This is a genomic window from Floridaenema fluviatile BLCC-F154 (genome assembly GCF_041929135.1).
GTDB classification, from domain to species: Bacteria; Cyanobacteriota; Cyanobacteriia; order Cyanobacteriales; family Aerosakkonemataceae; genus Floridanema; species Floridanema fluviatile.
Map to the genome: position 1 here is coordinate 154872 of NZ_JBHFNS010000087.1, position 21809 is coordinate 176680.

A 21809-nucleotide genomic window follows, 5' to 3' on the forward strand; every position below is an offset into this window, starting at 1 on the left:
CCAAACTTGATTACAAATTAAACTATTTTCCAAAAGAGCCAAAAGGTTGAAATAAAACCTCCATACTAGGCTCTTCTTGGGGTTTAACCCCTAACCTGACTGTAGCCTGAGCTAAAATATTCTGAAAATCTTGAAATAAAAAACAACTATGATGATGTGCTTCTATTAATGGTTTAGGATATCCTCCATATATACGGCAATAGTTGTAGACATCGTTAATGACTTCTTCTGCTGTTTTACCAAGACAATTATGTAAATCTACCCTAAAAGTCATACTCGATAACCCAAATCCAAATCGAGCTGCATACATTCTTTTTGCTACAGTCACCCTAGTTCTCACACTTTCTCCAGCTTGTTTAGCTTTTTTACGTTCTTGCTGTAAAGCATCCTTAATTGAAACATATCCTACAAAGTCAACACCATACTTTTCTGTAAGAAGGTTTTGTATAGGAATACCATCAACAGTAATCCTCGTTTTTTTACTAATAGCTACAACATCTATATTATTTCTATCACATTCATATAACATTCCCTTCCGTCGGCTCTGATTGAGAATATAGTCTTGGGGAGTATCAAAAGTTCTAGCTGGTAAAGCACCGTCTATTAAAAGGATTCCTCCTCCATATTTTTTCAGTATTCCCACTGCTTCTTCTTGAATCATTCTTTCAGTAAAATTGCGAAATCGATCTTGTATTTGATTAGAAGTAGCTGAAATACCTGATTTGTCTATTAAATAAGGCTCCTCTTCTATCTTCTTCACAAAAAATCCTGGATCTCCTAGACGTATACCCATCTCATGCAATACTTTGACTTTATTACTACTATCAATAGCTATTGCACCTGTGTTATACCGAAGTATGATAATGTTCCCTTCCGATGTATATAAGCAAGCAGCTCCTCTGACTGCAAAAACTGTTCCCCCTCTAGCTAAGTTTCCCAAATTCACTACACCAGCATCTACAGCAATAATTGGAGGAGGATGAAGCCTTCTGGGTCGGCTCATGCGAGTAACATTACCTAGTTCAGTTAGGTTTATAGTGGGAAGCTCTTCATCTGGACGGCATTCATTAGCTAGTTTATCTGATTCATTGAGCAACTTTTCTGGTTCTACATCGCGCTGGGGAATCAGTAGAATATCTCCTTGATGGTTAGCTAAATTACTCCAAGCTATTGCAACTAGGTGTTTTATTGATTGGTTTTCACGATCAGTAAATCTCATATTTTTTATTATACAGAATCGGGATTAAATCGTATATTGATATTGATGACTAATCTAGAAGCCCCAACTACAACATTCTTAGTAAAATTACTTAATTAATTTATGTAGATTTACTTAGAGACATTTAAAAGTTAAAATTAAAGAGTATAAACAACCTGCTTTTTTAGCAAATTCCCGATCAGAAAAACCTTTATTAAATCATTAACAATAGTGACTAACAAACTACTTGATTGTCAATACTCCCATACTCAAGAATCGGCTGAAATTTCAAAACTTTCTCCTATTGCAGAAGATATGCAGCTCATTTTTTCTAAAATTGAATCTGACTTACCTTTTGTTAAGGATAATTCTCTTCAGGATTTAATGAGTTATACGAAAAATATGGAATATCCTATACATCGTTGGTATCAGTTTAAGGAAGGATATTCACATAAATTAGTAACAACTATTTTAAAGGATTATGCACCACCTAAGAACTTTCCTGCTATTCTTGATCCGTTTTGTGGATCTGGCACTACTTTATTAGTAGCGCAAGCTAATCAATTACCTGCTGTTGGAGTAGAAATTAACCCTTTTATTGCTTTTCTAAGCCGTGTAAAGACAGGATGGTTCAAGATTAATCCTGAAGAGTTGGAAAGGGTTCTCAAACGAGTACTTAAAGATAATAAATCAGCTCGTTTTCCTCTGCCTGAACTAACTACATTTCATAATGAAGAATACTTCCCTAATAAAAATGCTTATGAATTGGTTAGGCTTAGGGATGCTATACATAGACGTAAAACTACACCAGAGGTGAAAGATGCTCTAATATTGGCGCTTGTTGCTTCTCTTGAAGATGTATCCTGCCTCCGTAAAGATGGGCGTTTGCTTCGCTATATTCAACGTGATGTAATAACTCCTAAAGAAGCTTTATTCAAACGCACAATGGTTATACTAGAAGATTTAATAGCTATGGAAAATTGCTTAAGTCAGGACACTAAAGTTTTGCAGGGGGATGCACGACAACTGGACTCACTCTTGTCTCAAAATATAGTTCATAATAAATTTGGTTTGATATTATACTCTCCTCCTTATCTAAATAATTTTGATTACAGTGAAGTATATAAGTGTGAGCTATGGCTAACAGGCTTTATAAACTCTTACTCAGATTGGAAAGAACTGAGAAAGAAAACTTTTCGCTCTCATCCAGAAAGTCGAATTCCCAGTACAAGTTATCTGAAAGACACACCGAGTCAACGAGAAATACACCTTTTAGTAGAGAAAGCAGCAAGATGCCAAGATATTGGAAGCTATGCTCAAACACGAGCGCCTAGAGTCATACGAGGTTACTTTGATGATGTTTTTTTAATGCTTAAGGAGCAGATGGTTAGGCTTGTACCTGGCGGATATATTGTTTGTGTAGTTGGCAACTCGAAGCATGGAAATCTATACATTCCTGTTGATACCCTCATAGCAAAAATTGGTCAGGCACTTGGTTTGGAGCTTGTAGCAATTCGCATTGGCAAATACCGTTTTAGTCGTAACCAAAAGAATCAAAGATTACGTGAAAGTCTGGTAGTTTTCAGAAAACCTGAACTATTATAAAAGTTGTTGGAAAATACCTCTTGTTGTCAAATTTTGATTACGGTTTACATAGTGCTTATACCTCTATTGATTCACAGCACTCCAATTACAAATCTAAAAAGATAGAAAGTGTACTAAGCTTTAAATAGAACATTCAAATAAAAAAGCCCTTAGCAGATTACTAAAGGCTTACTCTACAAACTATAAATAACTGACTAGCTAACGACTTACACGGTCATAAATCCAGTCCCAAGCTTCTTCAGGCAACCAACCTCGGCTGTTATGCGGATTAACTTCGATAACCAATAAACTATCGTTATCGTCGATCTCCTGTTTGAGCCGATTTGCCACCTGTTCTGTAGTCAAGCGAGTTTTCAGCAACCAAGTAGAATCTAAGTAGTGCCACCAGTCGCCCAGAGACTTGATTGCCTCAGTGAGCTTTTGGTAGTTTTGCCCTCGTTTGTTCAGGTCATAAGTAACCAAAATCATAGCTCTTTCCTTTTCTGGAAGCCTTGACTTTGTAAGAATGCGTAGGGTAGGCTTCCAGAAGAAGATTAAATCCCCCAAGCATTCATGTTTTGGGTAAGAAAGCGCTTAGAGCGGCTACTCTGAGCGCTTTTATTGTAGCTATATTGTTTCGGTTCTGACAACAATCGAAACAAAGTGACGGTATATCTCTTGATCAAGACAGTAATAATGCTACCCAAATAATAGATATGATGGTCACAAATACAGAAAAAGCGAAAATTTAACCCGATGGTAGAAAACTGTATCACTCCATTGAGACGCTTAGGTTAGAGCCGCAAGGCAGGTGGCAAGATATGGAAAACGTATTTACAAGACAACAAGCTTTATACTTAACGGGACTCAGTTCAGGACAGTTAAGCCGTCTGGATAATTCTGGTATTGTTAAACCCACCAAGCTTGGTGGTGAAAATCATCGCCCAACCGTACTGTATAGCTTGAGCCAAATTTGGGAACTCAGAACCATTGCCACTCTAAGGCAGAAACTATCTATGCAAGAGATCAAGAAGGTTGTCGAGTATCTCCGAATGAACAAGTTTGAGCCAACCCTTTTAGGTAAATACTTAATTTTCTGTAACAAAAAGCTTTACTGGATTACGGCAGACGAATTGAATGAAATAGTGATCGAACTGAGTGGTAAGAACAAAGGACAGGTTGTTTTAAAGGCAGTTGACCCGATTGGCGAGTCAATTTTGAACGTGCAGCGTGAAGCTGAGTCCCGCCAATCATGGGAATCTGAACAATCTACTAGAAAAACACCTGTTGCATCTACTTCAACGAACTAATTAACATGATCGTCAAATACAGCTAGGAGTTTCACTACAGCGATAGAAAAATAAACCCCCGGCTGATGCTAGGGGTAGTTTTTATTAGTCAGTATCTCCAGTTCCATTACCCAAATAATAAGTGTAGTTAACACTATCTGGCTGAACCAACGACACTGCCAAAGTGTCTATAAGTGGCGTACTATAAAGGTTTGGCATAGCCCTATTTAAAGGTTGACCATCGATCAAAACTGACTCAACCCTAGTAATACCTGCTACAGTTCTAAAAATATATTCAAGTTCATTGATGAACAAACTACCGCCTAATGGATAAGTACCAGATGGGTTAACATATTCTTTCAAAGCTTCATAGCATCTATTTGCTAAATCAAAACTTATCTGCTCAGTCGTTGCTGTCACCTCTACATAAACAGGCTCTAACTTTACAGGAGATACCCAAAGCGAACTAGCAGCAAAAGACCTTTCTTGTAAAGCATTTTTGATAGTATTGCAAGTAGCTAAACTAGGTGGTTCCCCTCTACCATCTACTAGAAATAAGTGGACTTGCCCCGGCGCTTTAGTCTCTTTATTCGACATCAACAAAGGAACACAAGTAACTCTAGAACCTGCACCTAATAAGTCTTGTGCTGCCTGTTCAAAGTCCTCTTTAGAAACTAAAACCTCTCTAGAACGTAAAACAAACTGCGCTCTTTTTACCAGAGTGTCTAGGGATTCTAAGTCGCTACCGCCTACAATATTCTCTAAGTTATAAATGCTTTGTACATAAGCTAAACCAGGGTTAGGAACGACTAAGCCGTAAGCTGCAACATTAAAAGATGATCCTTCTGTTGCCGCTTCTATTGCCACATCTCCAGAAATAGCCCCGGCTGGAATAACTAGCTGTTCAGTTGTCACAAAATAACTATCTTTGTAAGGTATTTGATAACCTGCTGAAATGATAAAAGCATCTCGTAAAGGTGCATTTAAAAGAACAGTAACAGCCCCGGTTGCCTTAGTTCCTAAAGATCTTTGAATACCAGCTAACCTAAATACTTCAATAGCCAAAGCTTCTGGTAACTGGTTTAAATACCAGAATAACTCAGCCATTGCAAAAACTTGCCCTTCTAATAATGCAGCTACAGGACTTCCTAAAGTAAAGTCTGTTATCCGGTTATTACTAGCAGCTTTTACCCTTAAAAATGCTTGTTGTAATAATGCCTCATCATCATCAGGATCTAGCTGTATTTTCTGGATATCCTCATATTTCATAAATACAAACCTAAGCTTTTTTCTTCCTCTTCTGCTACCTGGTAAAGTACCTCTACATAAACCTCACCGCCTTCTAAGATCGCACCTCTGAGAAGATAACTAACATCTGGAAAACTTGCTAAAGCCATATCCAAGCATTCTCTGATAATGCGTAGCTGTTGCGGCAATGGGTAAGCTGCTCTAAACTCGCGATCGTTCAGTCCGTATTCTGGAAACCATACCCTTTCCTCAAGTCTGGTTAATAGTGCTGACAACATAGCCTGCTTAACCCTTTCTGGGCAGTCTGAAACTAACAGAATGGAGCCATAAGAATCGAAGCTCAAAGGGTAGTTAAAACCAGTTTCCTTTTTAGTAGTTGCCATAGTTTTACCAGCCTCTTGTTATGCTGTAATCTCCGTCATCATCCTTGGAACCAATAGTTAAAACTTGTTTACCGTTTATCCTAAAGTTTTTAATATTAGTAAAGTTTACATCCCCATTTTTATCTATTTTTAGGGTAGTATCCCCCGCTTTTAAAGTTACGCTGTCATTTTCAGCATCTTGGTAGATCAAAGTATTACCTACCTGATAGCTCAAATACGTTTCAGTTACTACTAAAAAGACTTTATCGCCTAAATAATAACGCCATCTTTTCTCTTTATCAGCAGGGTTAGCGTCATTGGTAACGATACCTAGTAAAACGCCTTTATGGGGATCTCCATCCAAAAAGCCAACCATAGCAACATCCCCCGGCAATGGATCGGGAACGCTCAAACCATGCCAAGGCATCAGTCGATATATCCAGTCAGACTCCGATCGTGCAGCCTTAGAGGGCAGTAAAACCTGTATCCTACCGTATCCGTCAGGATCGTCAGTTCTGAGGACTACGGCGCTTTGTATTCCTTGCGATCGCCCGATAAGCTCTTGTACATCGTGAAAAGCTTTACCCGCTTGTGATAAAGCCTGATAAATATCATCCATCTTATGTAGACATAACAGGTCAACCTGTGTTATCGTTAAACAAGAAAGGTTAAAGAAACCTCAGAACTAAGGTGTAGCAATAGAAGGTTTAAGTAATGGTTAATGATGCACAAGAAGCGATCGAAACAGCAGTTTTACGGATAAGGTATGGGATAGACCTAGACCTAGTTTATAATGGCTATTTTGCTGATGCTTCTAAAGCTGAAAGAACTCAGGAGATGCTAAAGCTTATCTCAGAGTATAAACATACCGAGATGAGCCGAAAAGACGCTCAGAGTCTAATAAAAAACCTCAGACAAAACTACCGAATGGAAATAGCTGTAAACCAGTCTACAAGCATTTTAAAAGGCTTTATTAACACTTTAGAACTAGAACTCAGTAGACGTTTGGCAAAATACCAAGAAAAGTTATAGTCCTTTTAAACCAGGTCTTAAACTACTACCTAAAATATCGCTAAGGCTACCAATATTAACTCTACTCCCATTGATACCACTAACAGAAACTTGACCACTAGAGTTAACGTTAAAGGTATCACTGGGTTTTACATTTAGCTGAGTCGCTAAGGTTTTATTGTTGGTCACAGCATCTTTAACTTTTTGAGCGTTGCTTGCTTGTTCTCTTTCGGTTAACTGAGTGGTGCTATTGCTTTCTATAACTGCTTTTGGTATCTCAGGCGCTAAGATAAACTCAAGGCTACCTGATGCCATTACGCATTTACCCGATCGCCATTGTTGCTCAGTTATTTTTACCCCTTTCAAGTAGGATCTAGCGATCTTTACCTCTCCTAGTTCTACTTTTAAAAGCTCTGGACTATCACCATTTTTCACAGGTTTTACTAAGTCAACTAAGGCTTTTAATAAAGGGTCTAAGTCCCTATTATTATCCTTGGTAACAAACAAAACTCTGGGAAAAGCTACGACACTCTCAGAATATTTATACTTAACTAATGGTTGCTCAGTGTTTAAAACTGGTAGCTTGCTATATTCCCCAGAATGATCCCAGTCTATAGACTCAGGGTTTACTAAAAAGTCCCAAGTCGTCTTAGTTCCTGTTAGTTTACCCCAGACCTGAGAAGCTTCTGTTTTAGCTAGTTTGTTTACTACATTTTCCTGGTACATATTACGCTATTTGCTGCCTTAAAAAGCTGCGATATCCTACCGTTATCCTGTCCATAACTGCCTGTGCTACAGCATCCGGGTTAGCGTCTGTACCTGTCATCTCAACATTAACTTGAGGGTTAAAATGGTTAACTTGTTGAGTCCTAGTTGTATTGTTTTGAACTTGAGGCTGTCTGATGGGTAAAGCAGCCACAGGGTTAACTAGGCTCTGGTTAACTCTATTCTGAGCAGTTGGGTTAGTTCTACCAGTAGTCAAAGGAGTTATAGAAGAAATACCAGTTAACTGTCTAGGTAGACTAGCCAATACATTAGGCAAGTTAACCTGTATTTTTGGGTTATTGTTTATCGAAACTGGTCTTACTTGCGGAACAGGGTTAACAACTGACCTATTTTGGTTAACAGTATTACTGACGCGACGCTGATCGACTGTTGTTGTAGTTCGGTTGTTATTGGTTGTGTTCCTGGTATTGCTTACAGTATTTTGGTTAACCGTGCGAGTATTATTAGTTACGCTACGCTGGTTAACTGTATTGGTAGACTGGTTAACTGTTGGTCTAACCTGGTTGTTATTTGGTCTATTTTGGTCAGTTGTTGGCTTATTCTGCTGACCTGTGACGCGGTTTAGTAGTCCTTGCCCTAAGTTCCCTAACCCTTTGATAGGCGCTGTTACAGCATCTATGACAGCTTGACCTATACCGCTTACCCCTTGCGTAGCACTGCTAACCGCCTGCTGTACAGGTTGCGGTATTACAGCAGCGCCTAAGTTACTAAGCACGTTCTGAGGTTTTAACTGGTTTACTATATCTGTTAACCAGCTAGTTACCTTATCGTATAGACCTTTAAAAAACCTGATGATACCTTGCCAAGTTTGGTTAACTACGTTCTCAATGTCCTGTAGTGGTCTGATAGCAGCCTCATAGAGGTTAGTTCTTACGGCGCTTAATAAGCCGTTTAAAGCTCCTAAAATAACACCACCTAATAGTTTTAACACTGCCATAACCACTGCGAAAAACTGCTGACCAATATCTGACCAGTCCCTACTTACCAGATATGCCCCAAAAGTAACGATCGCTTTACCGATGAAGTCCCCAACTGCAAAACCTAAAGCAGACCAGTCAGTATTATTCAGAACTGAGTTAAACAGGTCATTAACTTGGTTGACCACTTGAGCGAAAAAGTAGCCAACAGCAACCGGATCGACTTTGGGCAGAGATGCGATCGCATCAGTGAAGTTGTTAGAAAAGTTTTTTACCCAGTCCTCAACGTTATCACTCAGGTTCTTAAAAACTTTCTGAGGGCTATCTGCGATTAGCAGGTGGGCAGTATTGCCGATGTCAGCTAAAAAGTCTATTACTCCGATCAATGGTTCCAATGGATCGAAGTTAAACCCCAGACGCGATGCTAACTTACCCATTGACTCAGAAAAACCTAACCAAGCTTGTAAAAAGCCTTGTACAGCATCGATCACCGTCCGACCTTCAGCACTGGGGACTTTTCGCAGAAAGCCAAACACCCCGATCATGGGATCGAACAGGTTGGACTTAATAGACTCGATCGTGCTGTCTACAGTCCCGTTAAAAGCATCGATCAAAGTGTCTGGAGTCGCTACAGTTAAAGCTTTTCGGACAATACCTAACCTGACATCGTTACTTAACTGTTTCCATTGCTTTTGGTCAATACCAAGCGCGGTCATTTGATCTATTAGCGCCTGCTTAAACACAGCATTTTTCTGCAAAATGTCATTTTGTGCCAGTTCTGCGAAACCTGATGAACCATTGATCAACCTTTCGATAACAGCCCCAGACTGACCAGGGTCAACATTACGAATAGAAGCGAGTACCCCTACGCGCTTTGTAATGTCCATCGCCACTTGAGAAAACTGCTCTGTATCGCCTCTAAACTGTTTAGCCAAAGTACCAGCCAAACTATTAAAAACGGCGTTGTATCCGGCTGTAGTACCAGGCAGAGCAGCCGCCATTTTAGCGATCTCCTCATTAGTCTGAGCAACTACATTTTTAGCTTTATCAAAACCGACCCCTAAGTTAGTCCCAACATCTGAGGCGGTCGCTAACATCGTAGTTTGCAGCTTACTAGTCTCTACAATGGTGCTACCTAGTTCTCTAACTTTGTTAATAGCAAGGTTTAAGCCAACCATCGAAAGGTTAGCCATAAAGTTAGCGGCAAAACTGTTAGCTGTACCGCTTAAACTTCCAATAGAGTTTTTAATATTTTGAATAGCACCTGTAACAAAGTTATTAGCAACTAAGTTAACTGTGACCGTATTTTGAGCCATAGCTTTTTGAATATCTAACTATGGCTACCACGTCATTTAGTCCATCAGTATTTATGCTTACATAGTTTCTATCCAATCCATTAGTAAAGTATTAGTACTTTCATCTTCAGCAGATAAAGTTACTTCAATAACTAGACCATCATGAAACTCTACGTAATAAAGATCGGACTCATAATACTCTAGTCCGTCTTCTTCTCCCTCCCATATAATCTCGCTAATATCATCTGTATCGTAGTCTTTACCATTAGCCTTGAATAACATTTTATTTAACCCTTTCTCTTTACATCACTATTTTATACAGGTTAACCAAGTATGTCAACAAAGTTGTTAGTTTTCTTTTGCCGCTTGTCTGTCCTCTCTTAGTTTTTCGATGGCATCATAAGCCCGTTGAGCCTTAGATCTAGCTTGGTTTAATAGAGTTTTAGCTTGCTCTGAAGTCAGATCCCCCGCTTTTATCCTACGGTTGACCTCATCCTTAATGGCAATCGCTTCTTTCCTGTAGTACTGTTCCCAGAAACCAGATCTAAAAGTATTATGGCTATCCCTAGAGCCATCTGATCCGGTTTTAGGTATGCCAAACCGTTGTAGTTTCCCTGTCTCTGGATGATACAAACTAGGATGGTTAGCTGCATAAAGAGGCGAGTTTATGTCATGGATACCACTAGCCAAAACCACATAAGCACGATCTTTTTGAGACTTAATTTTTATCTCATAAAATGCTTCTGTCTCTCCAGTTTTACCGTTTATTCTTTCAGTTCTCGTTAATAGTTTACTAGCTTCTTTCTTGGCTTCTTCTAATGTTATTTCGCCTAACTCGTGCCTTCTTACAACTTCTGCAAAGTCCCTCCTAGCAAACTGTTGTATATGGTGTAACTGCATCTCTCCATAGTTCCCCTCACCACGTTTAGAACGTACCAAAGATTTATCAACAGGTGAGCCGTGTATTGTTGGTTTCCACTCAGGAGCAGGGGGAGATACTGATCTATTTTTTGCATTTTCTACGTGAGAAGTGTAAGCAATAAGGTTGTCAAAAAGCTTCTCATTTGTAGCCTTATCAATATCTTGAGAAAGTTTAGGAACTCCATAAACTCTCTCACCTTGATAGTGAATAATACCCCTATTTTCATTAAGTTTTAGCTTTTTTCCTTCATACTCGACCTCATAGGTAAACCTTCTTTCTCGGTACTTAAAACTATCATCAAATTTTTCTAAATCTGGGTTATTTTTCCATAGTTCTAACCCGTTTCTGGATACGATAAAACTATCCTCTGATGCTACAGGTCTTAAAGTTGGCAAGCGTTTAGAAACTTTTCTAGTATTAGTTTTTGCAACTTCCGAATCTTGGACACTCTCATTTTGAGACTCATTCTCATTCTTTCTAGCTTTAATACTAAGCACATTAAAAAGTTTTGCTCTTTTCTCTCTACCGATATCTGCTAATATCTCTAAGTGTGCTTGTTCTATTTGTCTTCTTTCTCTTAGCTTTAAAATACTAGCTAACCTAGTACTACTAGGAACTTCTTTAACAGCTTTAGTCGTAAAGCGTCCTCTTATTCCTCTAGGGTGTTTTACAGGGTCAAAAGCTTTTCCCTTAGTTTTACTTTTAGCCATTAAAATAACCTCTTAGCTTATATCTCTAAGAGGTCTTTAATAGTTATTACCTAGTTAACTATGGTTTAACTTAAAACTTCTTGCGCTTCATCTTCTGTTAGGTCGTAATACGCCATCATCATTATTATTTGAGCCTCTTTTTCCGATATTCCTTGTGTTTCCATTAAGTATTCTTTGGTGAGAGTTGGTTTCTCATCCACTGACCGATCATCGTTTATTTCTTCTTGTGTATCTAATAGATCTTGAGTTAATAAACTATCTAACTCTTCTTCTATCTTCACCGAAACATCAGGGGAAACAGTACCAACTAGCAGGTTAACTAGTTTCCCGTACCAGATGCGTTTTACTGTAGGTGGTAAAAGCGGTAAACTTTCCAGCTTTTCTGCCTGAGTTAGCATGGTTTCAAGGTTGTCTACAGAGTAAGTACTCAGACCATGTACTCTGATGTCTTCTGATGAGTTCGATAGTTTGGCGACAAGCTGTAGAATGTCCTCATAAAACTGCCTAACCTTTGCCCCGTAAGCTTTCATCGCATCAGCCATCATCGCCATATCGAAACCTTTAGACGTTCCAGACTGCATAACAGCCCCTTTGGTGACACTGGCAAAACTCATAGAAGCTAAGTATTTCAACTGTCCTTCTATTATTTCCAGTTGAGAGGATAAGTTACCGATCGCACTCCCAGAGCTTTCTTTAAACTCAAAGTTAGACCCGATCAGAATGTGGGCGTTATCGGCTTTACTCAGTTGGTTGTAGTCAGGTTGAGGCTGATAAACAACTCTAGGATCGGTCTGTGCAACGGGCGGTGTAGGCGTGTACAACCTCTGAATAATACCCGCCATTGTTCCTGTATCCGTCCATGCTGACTCTATTTGTAAGTGTTGCACCTGTTTTCTATAAACTGCTTTACCGATCCAAGCTTCTGAGGGTAACTCAAGGCATAAAATAGGACATCTGCCTAAGCCGTGTAACCATTGGCTATCTTGGTAAACTACGGCGTTAGGGTGGTCTATTGGTAGCCATTTGGTATCAGATAGGATCTCAACAGGTCTACCTGCTGAGTTAACCTTGACTTCGGCTGAATATCTGCTAACTTCTTCCTTTGTCCTCACCAGCCATCTACAGAGCATCTTAGGCTCGTCTAGAGCGTCCCCTGTGGTTTCTACTTGCCTTGTGATATACCAACTATCGTCAAACCAGTTAAGAACGTCTAAAGGCTCATAGAGCAAGACATAAGGCATGGTTTGATCGTCCTGTGCTTCCCAGTGCGATCGGTATTTTTTGACCTCACTCGGTAAGTCTAAGGCGATGTAACAGCGACCGAAATATAGTAAGCAACTGAAAATATTAGATAAAAAGCCAAGCTCATCTAAACCTTTGGCATCCACTGACGATCGCCATTTTGCCCAATAACTCTCATTTTCAACCCCAGATAAATAGACGGGCGCTGATATCAACTTAGAGACATATTGGAAGATGTGATAACTCATCAATGGAGTGTAAGACAGTTTACTAAGCCTTATCTGGTAAATGTCTTCAGCTTCCCCCGGTCGTCTAGGGCAGTATTTAGTAGCATTTTTAAGAATAGCTGGCGATCCTTCTCTTAGTTGTGCGATCGTTTCCCAAGCTTCCTTGTAGTAGTCATAGTCAGTATGTTTTTGTTCTAGTCTTTTAGCTAATACTTTCTCAGGCAACATAGGTTTTAAACTTTTAACTAAACCTACGTTGTTATAGATAACTAGAAGTGATTTAGAGGTTTACTCCTCTTGCAATAAAAGCTCTTAGTTTGCTTTCATACAATTAAACTTAACATTTAATACTACTAAAGAATGTTTTTATTATCACTTGTTTTGTAGAACACTTAAGAACAAACGATATCAGGTGTTGCAAACAATATAAAACAGTAATGAAAGTAGCAGTTCAATTAGAGTTATCCAATGAGGATATGCCTTGGTGGGTAGAAATTACTACCGCTAAACCTTTCTGCGTTTACTATTTTGGCTCTTTCCAACATTTTGTTGAAGCCAAGAAAGCTAGTTTAGGTTATGTTGAGGATTTAGAAAGTGAAAATTCTCAAGTTCTTGAAGTGTTAATCAAACGCTGTCAGCCTGATGTTTTGACCATTTGTGAACAAGCATTATAGATTATACTCAAAATTCATAAAAAAGGAAAAAATGGCTAATGACAATATACCGAAACAAATTTTAAAAGGTTTTCGAGTTTTGATAGTAGAAGATGATCCAGACACAAGAGACTTATATAATATTATCTTTGAAGAAGTAGGAGCAGAGATAATAACAGTAACTTTTGCAAGTGAAGCTTTAGATATAATAGAAAGCTATGAAGTAGATATTGTAATCAGCAATATTACCTTACCAGATGGAGATGGATGTTTGTTGGTTCGTGAGATAAAAGCCCGTCTAGCACAAAGAGGTAAAAATATTTCTGCGATCGCTGTGACGGGGGCTACTGGGGATGACGCTCGTATTCGCTCACTTGCCGCAGGTTTTCAGAAACATCTATCTAAACCTGTTGATATTGATGATTTAGTAAAAGTTGTTGCTAACCTTACTGAACCACGATAAAACTGTTTGATATTAATTATTGTGAGTCATAAGTTAATAATTTAAGTAACCTATAATTGACGAATTAAAACCCTACCAAGTTGATCGTTAGGGTCTATAAAATAGCACTTTGGATAATTGTTATGTTTTCCTTTAAACAGATCTTAACTAGTTAGCCAAGCCTGTTCATCATGCTATAGTTATATATTTTTTAGTAAATTTTCATAGAGCTAACTTGGTTTAGCTACAAATAAAAACCCTACTCTGTAAAAGTAGGGTTCTTCACCAAACGAATAGCTTTAGTAATTTTATTTAAGTTTATGCTCTTTAATCCAGCTTATTTATCAGTCTTAGGTTTTGTGTTTTTGCTAACAAAAATAGTGTAAATATCAACAGCAACCGTTATAAAATTTTGCTAATAAAAACCCCGCTTTACGACCAAGCGGGGCTATGAAATACTCGCCGTCAGGAGCATAGTTTTGATGAATTCTGTATTTGCATCTTAATAAGTTAACCAAGAATATTTATCATGCTATAGTTGTGTGTTTTTCCTAACGAACTTTGAAAATAATAATAAACTTTGCGACTCCGATCGCATATATTTTCGGAAAGGTTGTTAGGCTTCAAAAACACGCGGGGAAGAAAATAACCCTGCTAGGTTGAAAGCAGGGCTTTGAGTCTCTATTTTTAAGAGCATTATTGTTTTGAGGACTACGCTGTATCCGTTAAAGACATATTAACTAGTTAACGAAGGATGTTTATCAGCCTACAGTTCTGTGTTTTACATTACTAAATGGCTGTTTACAGGTTTCCAACACTTGCCTAACTTGCCATGAAATGCCCGAAAAAACCGATCGGTAGCGTCAAAAGTGCCAGGAACGTAAATGATAGAACTGCTGTGAGGTGGTGACTTAGCAATACTTCCGCCTGGTTGAACATAAGCCACTCTGTCTTTGAACATACAGCCCGGAAAGTCTAACATAGCCTTGTCAGTTTTCTTTTGTGTGGACTGTAACGCCTCGACAGAAAACGCCAAAAATAGCGCGTGTCGGATATTTCCTTTTTCTACTTGCTCGATCAACTTATTCCAGAAAAGCTTTATCTGAGACTTATTCGCTACCTTACCGCCTGGTGGGTTACAGAACACATTAGCAGGCTTAACAACTAGTTGACCAGCCTCGTTAACTTCTCTACTATCCCAGTCAAGACCTAACGCACCGACCCCGCAAGAGTCAGCATCATAAAACATCTGAGCGTTTACCCGCTTGTTTGCTTCTTCACAACTAGCAGGATCTAAGTCAATACTGCCTAAAACCTCTCTGACACCATCTAATAGCCAGTCTGGGGTAAAATGCTCGTTGCTGTTGCTCAGATGTCTTGGGTTAGCTGTGGCTACTGTCATAAGTTAAATGTCTTGGTGTTTGCTTTGTCTCTTTACTATAACACTGGTAAACAATACAGGTCAACCAGTAAAAGTTTAACAAGCTGTGGCTAGATGCTGTTTAGGCTGAGAAAAAATGGAGAAATGTAACTCGCTATCCTCTCCAATGGTGTAGCAGTACAAAGCTTTTTCTGGGGACTCTTCAGCCTGAAACTCAAAAGTATCGAGGTCTATCATCAACTGTTGATGTAGTTCCGAGTTATCAGGGAACCTAACGATATTTTTGTCTCTCACTTGTTGAGTATATCTGTTATAACGATCGTCCCAGTTTACAATACCTACAGCTAATACTTTGCTATAGGATAATAACTCAAGTCTTTTCTTAGTAAAGGCATCTAAGTAGATACCATACTCGTTAGCCAAGTTGACCAATGAACACACTGCTTTTAGTCTCCTGTAATAAGGGTTTTAAACGGACATTTATTAACATTTTCGTAGCTTGTTTGAGGTCGTTTAACGTTCCGTTGTTATTAACAATATGGGCAGTTTTAGCAACCTTTAACAAAGTTTGGTAGTTGGTTTTAAGGAACTTATCAGACTTAAAACCTTTGCAGCCCCTTCGTTCTACTCTTATGATGTGTAGAGGATAATAAATAGCCAAGTTAGCGATCGCCTCAGCTTCTAATGGGTTACGTAAGTCATTTGAGATAACTATTTTCCCTTTATTTTTTACGTCTGACTGAATAGCTCGAAAAACTTTTCTGATCATCATTAAAGGGTCTATTTTTGGGAAAAACTCAAAGCATCTTACCATCAGGTCTAAATAAGTTACCCCCGGCATATCTGGCACTTCTTGCGATCGGATCTCTCTGTCCTCTAAGCTACCAGTAGGCAAGTCATAAGCATACTCAAGCATTCTCTTCATTGGTGCAGACCATTTATGCACAACACAGTTACTAACTTCGGCTTTTAACACCTCTGTAACTGTGTCTTTGCCTGCTCCTGAGTTGCCCAGAATGACTATAATAGAGGCAATATTATCGCTGTAGCTGTAGCTCATACTTACGTTGACCTATGGCTAGTGTTGATAAGTTAATGTCTTGGTTTATCCAGGGGGAATGGTTAGCCCCCTGGTATTTGTAAGCTGTTCCCTTATTCTAATACAGGTCAACCTGTATTGTGTACAAGGTTTTAGAATAAAGTTTCTGGGTTGTTTTGCAGGTACTCAAGCAACTGCTTAGGCGATATCGCTTGACCTTTGGCGATCGGCTCTGTCTGACTTGGTGTAAGTTGAGGATCGGACGGATCTTTTCTCAGGCAGTAAGGATCGATGTCAACTGCTGAAAACCAAGCAACGTTAGCAGGTATGCAGTCTAAGCCTAAACCATCGATAAATGAAGCTCTAACGGCTAAATGTGCCAGTTGTAGCGCGTAAGCTGCCTTATAGCTGTCTTCTTCTCCTACCACAGTCCTGATCTCATCGTGAATAGTCATCAACAGACGACCATCGATCCCTAGTAGGTCATAAAAAAGACGTTGCAGACAGACCAACATATCACGAAAGTCAACTCCTGACGCTTGTATGATCCGGTTTATCTTGGTTGTCTGATAGTCCTTAGTACCGTCGAGACTCTTAGTAACTCTGCATTTTAAAACTGGTGTCGGTTGACCTGGTTTCTTTACTGCCTGCTCTAAAACGTTGAAACAGTCAGACGCTAAACCGTTCATGTAATGCCCTGTATGGTCTGACTTAACCCCTTTGAAGACATCAAGGAACTGTTGAGCCATTTGCTTACATTCCCCGTCTGACTTATGAGGTAGAGCTTTTAAGAGGTAGTCGGTACATCCTTTAAGCCCTAAGCCGTAAACCATGCCATACACCATGTTTTTAGCCAGATCTCGTTTAATACCCGCTTTAGTTGCCTGTAAACTATGAACATCCGATCCTTGTTCTTTTAACCCGATAGTTACCGCCAAACCTAACGCAGTGGAACCGCAAAAGCCAGAAATACTATCACCCAACAACGACGCGATCCATAGCTCTTGGCTGTCAACGTCAGCACCGACAAAGGTGTAACCCTTCATCGGGGAAACCATCGACTTTAACTCTGTCCCTATCCGGGCTTTTTTGGGGTTGGCTGCTACTTGCCAAAGGTTGTCCGCACATCTGCCCGTTATTGTGCCTGTGACCACTAGCTGAGGTAAAACTACTGGGTAGCCTTCTACTTGCTCAGTGTGGATGGCTGCAACTCTCTTTCTTAAAGATACCCAGTTGATCGTAGACATCACTGACCTTAATAACTCTTGCAGTCCCCCTGGCGCTGTCAAAACGTCTTCTTCTACAGCATGAATAAAGCCTTTAGCAAAAATGTCTGTAACTTTTTGCCCCCGCTTTTCCGGGTGAGGTAGACAACCAAAGCTTTCCGTATGCCAGCCTAGATCGTTACTCCATAAAACATCCTCACCACGCCATTTAAGCTCTAAAAGTATCGGAGTCAGTCTGGACTTTAAGGTTAAGTCTTCTAGCTTAGTAGTCCTAAACCATTTGGGTAGTCCCTTAGTTTTGCCGGATAGTCCGGGTGTCCAGTCCAGCGATCGCCACTGTAGCGGCACTTGGTTTAAATAAGTTGCCAACACCTGATCTGGGTTAGCTTTGAAAGCTTTGATGCTATCGTCTGACCATTTGTAGTAGGTTTGCACCCATTCGGAAACTTCTGCCCATCTTTCAGCGATACGGGCATCTACTACCGACATCACCGCATCAAAAGCAGCTTCAGCTTTAGGGTAATACTCAGGAAAGCGATCGCCATCCAAAGGCAACCAACAAGACCCCAAGAGTAACTGTGCTGTCTGAGATATTAAAGAAGGTCTATGGCGCTTATTTTCCGGGTAAACCGCCTGAAATACCTTAATAGTTGCTTGTACATCCTTAAGGCAGTATTTCACTACATCAGAGAGGTTTTTACGGACAAACGGTAAACCTTCAGCGACTAAGGCATCTCTAACACCTTTGTCGAGATCGTCACCAAAATAGAACTGATAAACAGCATCTAAACCATTTGTAGCGGTTTCATCGCACCAGTCAGGGCGGTAGGTTTCCTCAGTCTTCAGTAACACAGGACGTTGCTGGTTTGAAATACCCCGGCAAGCGATCCAAGCTGCCATCGTGTCAAAGAAGCGGTTGCCTGAGTCCTTGTAATAGTATTCACTTCTTAAAAACTGGCGATCGTACTGTACGTTATGGTTAATAACTGTACAACCTTTGGGAAAGTCAATGGTAGTTGTCAGGTTATCCAGATCTGCCAACCATAAAAACCAGCCACCATCTAAGGTGTAGGCTACTGCACAGACGGGACACCAAACATCTTTGTAGTCGTCAGTAGGTACATTAACCGTTTCAAAGTCTATAACCAGAGTGCTGTCATCGGCTATTTTTCCCGGTTTCCAACTGTTGCCCGTCCACTTGTACCAGCCAGAAACTTTAGAATATGGCGCTATTTCCGGTATCTCTGGGATGTCTATTTGTGCAAAAGCGTCTAAGCGTACAATATGAGGTATGCCATACTTAAAAACCGCTTTACTGAGCATATCCTGATATTTACCAAACCACTCAGGTAAAGGAAGTTCTACCACTTCGGTCAAGTCTTCTGCATCCAATAAGCCTGCTTTACGCCAGTTGTCTTCTGCTGTCTTCAATACTTTGGCTGTCCAAGGTGCGGGACTGTAGCCTAAAACTCTTTGGTGTAGCGAGTCCGAGAGTTTTTTAACTTTAGTCATGGTATTAATGTCTTGGTGATGGTCTAATACTAACACTAGTTAACCTACTATGTCAACTAGTGTTAGCGTAATAAAAAGATGTTAGTTTTTACGCAATAGCTCTTAATGGCTTAGGTCTAGCTGTTGGGTTGGGTAGCTGCCATTGCGCCACTTTCTCGACTTCTGAGATATTAAAGAAGGCGCAAATAGTATCTTTATTGCCTTGTTGTAGCAGCGTTTTAGCCGATAAACCTAAAACCCTTGCTATCTGTCCTTTTTCCAACATTTCGGCAATAGTAGACTTTCTGATCAGGTATAAAATCTCACCCTGTAGAATAAGGTACTGTTCGGCTTTACCTTTAAACCACCAAGACGGGCGGTAGGCTTTATCGTTTCGTTTCTTTATAAAATACTGTTTCAATAACTTACTCATCATTTCACTTTCTGACTCTTCCCAGCCAAAAGGCTGAAAGCGTTGTGTAGCCAGTTCCACATATATATGCCCATAACGGGTTCCGGCGTGTTCAGTCTTGATACTTGTTGGGACTCCATTGAGATAGCAGTCAATATCATTAAACTGGTCGTGTATCTCTTCTGTAGCTAATACTGCCATTCCAGGCAACCTATTTAAGAAACACAAGATCCGCGTTTCCTCATCTAGTCCCTCATTGTAAGCTTTAGCAAAATCTGTATCCCCTTTTTTGTATCCTCTGTTCTCTGTAGTCTTCATTCTGGTTAGTTGTTGATATTGTCTTGGTAACATGGTTAGGTAAACTGGTTAACTAGTGTTGATATTCAAAAGCTAACACTGGCTTACTAACCATGTCAACCAGTGCAATATATGTTTACACACAGGTTAACCAGTAGGCTATTCAGTCATTTCGGTTAACAACGATCTCATGCTATCCATTGCGTTACGCACGGCTTTAGGCAGTTTAAAGCCATTTTCTAGCAGTTTCTCGTATTCCGTAACGAGTTCTACTACTTGTCGCTTTTCAGCTTGCCATAGGTTCTGATAGTGGGATGATGCGACCGGATAACCAAAACCTTTGGTACTCTTGAAATGCTTGATGATGATAGCAAAAGCTTCTTCAAAAGTCTTAGTTATTGCCAGTTGTCTAAGGTCACTGATCTGAGCTTTGAGGTACTTCCGAACAGCTAGGCTCATCTGTGAAAGTGCTAGTCCCTTTAACTCATCTGGCATTTTAGCCTGATCGATGAACAACTCAGCAACAGTCAATAATAGCTCTGGACAATATTCCAAAGCTTTTAGACCTTGCTCTAACTCTGTGCGATCGCTCTGACGGCTATCAGCAATAACTAACGCCGCTAAATGTGCCGCTACCCTTGTCAGTTCCTCAGCATGACTAATGTTGATATCGATCCGAAACTGCTTTCTAAGCTCATTATTGACCTCTTCCAGCCTGTCTTTAGACCTATCCTTGACTAACATTGCTGATGTGACATCATAGCCAGTTACCTCAAGAAATAAGTCAAGCGATCGTCTGAGCAAGTACATCGCCAAAACTGACTCACTGACTCTCATCTCTTCTGCTTTAGCTTCCCAGAATGGCTTGATCCGGGCATCTGGCACATGAGGATATTTAGCGGCTAAGTCGGTCTTACTCAAGGTGTCAAGCTGGTTTAAGCGCGATATGCTACCGCTATCCATACCGATGTAGTGGGAGTAGTTAGAGAGGTTAGTACACCCCAAAACTACCGATGTTGCTCTTACTGATACTGCTGCGATCCCTTTCTCTTCTACTTTTAGGTAGTTGTTGGAAACTATGGACTTAATACGCACATCTCGGATCAGGCGTTTTTGTACCTCTTCTGTCAAGTCGTCTACAATAGCCAAGTCTGTAGTCGCTACCTCTCCCCAACCAAACCGCGTGTCATTGGTATTTATCCAGTTGGTAGCATAACCAAGCTGAACTAAAGCAGAACTGATGTAACCCAGAAAAGTACTCTTACCCATTCCGGCTGTGTTCCCAACGATGAGCGCCATAGACCGGAAAGTATGCTCTATCACGCCTTCTACAGCCTCAGTGCCATTAGCACCAGCCATTAAGCGACCTAAGAGCAACATTAACTGTTTTGCCTCAGCATCGGGTAAAAGCGTCAGCAAGTCCCTAGCATCATAGTTTTGTAGTTGAACTGGGAACCATTCAACTTTAGGAACGAACTTAAACCCGCCGCTAGTCCCCAATAGCGCCGATCTCTTGTTTCGATAGTAAGTAGATGCTTCAGTCCGACTGTGTATAAAGACTTTGCTGTTAACATCGGCTGGTTTATCTGCGAAACATGACCACACTTCTTTCCAGTATCGTGCTTCCTCTTTGCTTGCCTCTTCTAAATGCCCCTCGATCGCACTACGAACAGCAGCAATGAACTTTAAACGCTCTCCAGTATTGGTAGGGTCTACCCGCTTCCAGTACCAGAAGTTATCGTCTGGTTTTATACCAGGTATTGATAGTTTACTTTTTGTGTAGACTTCATAACCGCAGAACTCGCCTAAAGGTGATGCGATAAGCTGAAAGCCTTTATAATCAAGGTCTGCGATCAATATTCCCATCACCTCAGCGTAGGAATGAAGAGAAATACTTACTGTTTCTTCTTCATGCGTAGCGTTGTAGTCTTGGTTACTCATGTTGCTATACCCAGTCTTACCTTTGTCTTGTCCTGGTGATGTTTTCTTAGGCATAGTGTTGTTGACTTTGGTTAGTGTCTTGGTGAATAAAAAAGGCTCTAAGTTAACCCTAGAGCCTTCATATACTAGTCAACTA

21 protein-coding genes are annotated in these 21809 nt (G+C 40.1%); 5 read left to right on the forward strand and 16 right to left on the reverse strand.

The annotated features are described in order from the left end of the window. Window positions 1-22: 22 nt before the first annotated feature. Window positions 23-1219, reverse strand: coding sequence for a hypothetical protein (locus ACE1B6_RS24210; RefSeq protein WP_413259840.1), 1197 nt, complete (start codon window positions 1217-1219; stop codon window positions 23-25). Window positions 1220-1429: 210 nt separating this feature from the next. Here ACE1B6_RS24210 and ACE1B6_RS24215 point away from each other — a divergent pair, with 210 nt between their 5' ends. Then, on the forward strand, window positions 1430-2803 hold the full coding sequence (locus ACE1B6_RS24215; protein ID WP_413259841.1) for a DNA methyltransferase: 1374 nt from the start codon (window positions 1430-1432) through the stop codon (window positions 2801-2803). A 198-nt stretch (window positions 2804-3001) separates the two neighbouring features. On the opposite strand, the gene ACE1B6_RS24220 is transcribed toward ACE1B6_RS24215, so the two are convergent. Beyond that, window positions 3002-3271, reverse strand: coding sequence for a hypothetical protein (locus tag ACE1B6_RS24220; RefSeq protein WP_413259842.1), 270 nt, complete (start codon window positions 3269-3271; stop codon window positions 3002-3004). A 332-nt stretch (window positions 3272-3603) separates the two neighbouring features. Here ACE1B6_RS24220 and ACE1B6_RS24225 point away from each other — a divergent pair, with 332 nt between their 5' ends. Next, window positions 3604-4092, forward strand: a complete 489-nt coding sequence (locus ACE1B6_RS24225; RefSeq protein ID WP_413259843.1) for a hypothetical protein — start codon at window positions 3604-3606, stop codon at window positions 4090-4092. 84 nt (window positions 4093-4176) lie between these two features. Here the strand turns inward: ACE1B6_RS24225 and ACE1B6_RS24230 are convergent, their stop codons facing one another. The 3 genes from ACE1B6_RS24230 to ACE1B6_RS24240 are packed head-to-tail and all read right to left on the reverse strand — an operon-like array spanning window position 4177 to window position 6300. Then, on the reverse strand, window positions 4177-5340 hold the full coding sequence (locus ACE1B6_RS24230) for a baseplate J/gp47 family protein (protein ID WP_413259844.1): 1164 nt from the start codon (window positions 5338-5340) through the stop codon (window positions 4177-4179). Further along, window positions 5337-5702: a hypothetical protein gene (locus ACE1B6_RS24235; protein WP_413259845.1), complete on the reverse strand. Its 366-nt coding sequence runs from the start codon at window positions 5700-5702 to the stop codon at window positions 5337-5339. Before ACE1B6_RS24235 ends, ACE1B6_RS24230 begins: the two co-directional genes overlap by 4 nt. 4 nt (window positions 5703-5706) lie before the next feature. After that, complete coding sequence (locus tag ACE1B6_RS24240; RefSeq protein WP_413259846.1) at window positions 5707-6300, reverse strand: phage baseplate assembly protein V; 594 nt, start codon at window positions 6298-6300, stop codon at window positions 5707-5709. Window positions 6301-6395: 95 nt separating this feature from the next. Between ACE1B6_RS24240 and ACE1B6_RS24245 the strand changes: the two genes are divergently transcribed. Further along, entirely contained in the window at window positions 6396-6713 is a 318-nt protein-coding gene (locus tag ACE1B6_RS24245) for a hypothetical protein (RefSeq protein WP_413259847.1), read from the forward strand. Here ACE1B6_RS24245 and ACE1B6_RS24250 read toward each other — a convergent pair. The 5 genes from ACE1B6_RS24250 to ACE1B6_RS24270 form a co-directional block, all read right to left on the reverse strand. Beyond that, entirely contained in the window at window positions 6708-7418 is a 711-nt protein-coding gene (locus ACE1B6_RS24250) for a hypothetical protein (protein WP_413259848.1), read from the reverse strand. The genes ACE1B6_RS24245 and ACE1B6_RS24250 overlap by 6 nt on opposite strands. A 1-nt stretch (window position 7419) precedes the next feature. Continuing rightward, window positions 7420-9711 (reverse strand): phage tail family protein, encoded by a 2292-nt coding sequence (locus ACE1B6_RS24255; protein WP_413259849.1) that lies wholly within the window; start codon window positions 9709-9711, stop codon window positions 7420-7422. 57 nt (window positions 9712-9768) lie between these two features. Beyond that, the gene (locus ACE1B6_RS24260; protein WP_413259850.1) at window positions 9769-9972 is read right to left on the reverse strand and encodes a hypothetical protein; all 204 of its coding nucleotides are present in this window, start codon (window positions 9970-9972) and stop codon (window positions 9769-9771) included. Between the two features lie 66 nt (window positions 9973-10038). After that, window positions 10039-11322 (reverse strand): hypothetical protein, encoded by a 1284-nt coding sequence (locus ACE1B6_RS24265; RefSeq protein WP_413259851.1) that lies wholly within the window; start codon window positions 11320-11322, stop codon window positions 10039-10041. 65 nt (window positions 11323-11387) lie between these two features. Then, window positions 11388-13019, reverse strand: a complete 1632-nt coding sequence (locus ACE1B6_RS24270) for a hypothetical protein (protein ID WP_413259852.1) — start codon at window positions 13017-13019, stop codon at window positions 11388-11390. A gap of 209 nt (window positions 13020-13228) precedes the next feature. Between ACE1B6_RS24270 and ACE1B6_RS24275 the strand changes: the two genes are divergently transcribed. Beyond that, window positions 13229-13465 carry a DUF1816 domain-containing protein gene (locus tag ACE1B6_RS24275; RefSeq protein WP_413259853.1) on the forward strand — a complete coding sequence of 79 codons (237 nt, stop codon included), beginning with the start codon at window positions 13229-13231 and terminating at the stop codon, window positions 13463-13465. Between the two features lie 31 nt (window positions 13466-13496). Beyond that, a complete protein-coding gene (locus ACE1B6_RS24280) occupies window positions 13497-13907 on the forward strand; it encodes a response regulator (protein ID WP_413259854.1) in 411 nt (136 codons plus the stop codon). 760 nt (window positions 13908-14667) lie between these two features. On the opposite strand, the gene ACE1B6_RS24285 is transcribed toward ACE1B6_RS24280, so the two are convergent. The 6 genes from ACE1B6_RS24285 to ACE1B6_RS24310 all read right to left on the reverse strand — a co-directional run bounded on the left by ACE1B6_RS24285 (window position 14668) and on the right by ACE1B6_RS24310 (window position 21598). After that, window positions 14668-15288, reverse strand: coding sequence for a methyltransferase domain-containing protein (locus ACE1B6_RS24285; RefSeq protein WP_413259855.1), 621 nt, complete (start codon window positions 15286-15288; stop codon window positions 14668-14670). 75 nt (window positions 15289-15363) lie between these two features. Further along, entirely contained in the window at window positions 15364-15708 is a 345-nt protein-coding gene (locus ACE1B6_RS24290; RefSeq protein WP_413259856.1) for a hypothetical protein, read from the reverse strand. Next, the gene (locus tag ACE1B6_RS24295; RefSeq protein WP_413259857.1) at window positions 15683-16327 is read right to left on the reverse strand and encodes a hypothetical protein; all 645 of its coding nucleotides are present in this window, start codon (window positions 16325-16327) and stop codon (window positions 15683-15685) included. Before ACE1B6_RS24295 ends, ACE1B6_RS24290 begins: the two co-directional genes overlap by 26 nt. Window positions 16328-16458: 131 nt before the next feature. Further along, window positions 16459-19044, reverse strand: coding sequence for a DNA polymerase (locus ACE1B6_RS24300; RefSeq protein WP_413259858.1), 2586 nt, complete (start codon window positions 19042-19044; stop codon window positions 16459-16461). An 88-nt stretch (window positions 19045-19132) separates the two neighbouring features. Beyond that, complete coding sequence (locus ACE1B6_RS24305) at window positions 19133-19753, reverse strand: hypothetical protein (protein WP_413259859.1); 621 nt, start codon at window positions 19751-19753, stop codon at window positions 19133-19135. A 138-nt stretch (window positions 19754-19891) separates the two neighbouring features. Continuing rightward, complete coding sequence (locus tag ACE1B6_RS24310; protein WP_413259860.1) at window positions 19892-21598, reverse strand: primase-helicase family protein; 1707 nt, start codon at window positions 21596-21598, stop codon at window positions 19892-19894. Between the last annotated feature and the right edge of the window lie 211 nt (window positions 21599-21809).

Bases quoted from the DNA above. Each gene is read 5' to 3' on its own strand.
- ACE1B6_RS24285 (WP_413259855.1), bottom strand. From the start codon at position 15,288: ATGACAGTAGCCACAGCTAACCCAAGACATCTGAGCAACAGCAACGAG.
- ACE1B6_RS24230 (WP_413259844.1), bottom strand. From the start codon at position 5,340: ATGAAATATGAGGATATCCAGAAAATACAGCTAGATCCTGATGATGAT.
- ACE1B6_RS24275 (WP_413259853.1), top strand. From the start codon at position 13,229: ATGAAAGTAGCAGTTCAATTAGAGTTATCCAATGAGGATATGCCTTGG.
- ACE1B6_RS24295 (WP_413259857.1), bottom strand. From the start codon at position 16,327: ATGAGCTACAGCTACAGCGATAATATTGCCTCTATTATAGTCATTCTG.
- ACE1B6_RS24255 (WP_413259849.1), bottom strand. From the start codon at position 9,711: ATGGCTCAAAATACGGTCACAGTTAACTTAGTTGCTAATAACTTTGTT.
- ACE1B6_RS24300 (WP_413259858.1), bottom strand. From the start codon at position 19,044: ATGACTAAAGTTAAAAAACTCTCGGACTCGCTACACCAAAGAGTTTTA.
- ACE1B6_RS24310 (WP_413259860.1), bottom strand. From the start codon at position 21,598: ATGGGAATATTGATCGCAGACCTTGATTATAAAGGCTTTCAGCTTATC.
- ACE1B6_RS24270 (WP_413259852.1), bottom strand. From the start codon at position 13,019: ATGTTGCCTGAGAAAGTATTAGCTAAAAGACTAGAACAAAAACATACT.
- ACE1B6_RS24220 (WP_413259842.1), bottom strand. From the start codon at position 3,271: ATGATTTTGGTTACTTATGACCTGAACAAACGAGGGCAAAACTACCAA.
- ACE1B6_RS24225 (WP_413259843.1), top strand. From the start codon at position 3,604: ATGGAAAACGTATTTACAAGACAACAAGCTTTATACTTAACGGGACTC.
- ACE1B6_RS24210 (WP_413259840.1), bottom strand. From the start codon at position 1,219: ATGAGATTTACTGATCGTGAAAACCAATCAATAAAACACCTAGTTGCA.
- ACE1B6_RS24280 (WP_413259854.1), top strand. From the start codon at position 13,497: ATGGCTAATGACAATATACCGAAACAAATTTTAAAAGGTTTTCGAGTT.
- ACE1B6_RS24235 (WP_413259845.1), bottom strand. From the start codon at position 5,702: ATGGCAACTACTAAAAAGGAAACTGGTTTTAACTACCCTTTGAGCTTC.
- ACE1B6_RS24245 (WP_413259847.1), top strand. From the start codon at position 6,396: ATGGTTAATGATGCACAAGAAGCGATCGAAACAGCAGTTTTACGGATA.
- ACE1B6_RS24250 (WP_413259848.1), bottom strand. From the start codon at position 7,418: ATGTACCAGGAAAATGTAGTAAACAAACTAGCTAAAACAGAAGCTTCT.
- ACE1B6_RS24240 (WP_413259846.1), bottom strand. From the start codon at position 6,300: ATGGATGATATTTATCAGGCTTTATCACAAGCGGGTAAAGCTTTTCAC.
- ACE1B6_RS24260 (WP_413259850.1), bottom strand. From the start codon at position 9,972: ATGTTATTCAAGGCTAATGGTAAAGACTACGATACAGATGATATTAGC.
- ACE1B6_RS24305 (WP_413259859.1), bottom strand. From the start codon at position 19,753: ATGAAGACTACAGAGAACAGAGGATACAAAAAAGGGGATACAGATTTT.
- ACE1B6_RS24265 (WP_413259851.1), bottom strand. From the start codon at position 11,322: ATGGCTAAAAGTAAAACTAAGGGAAAAGCTTTTGACCCTGTAAAACAC.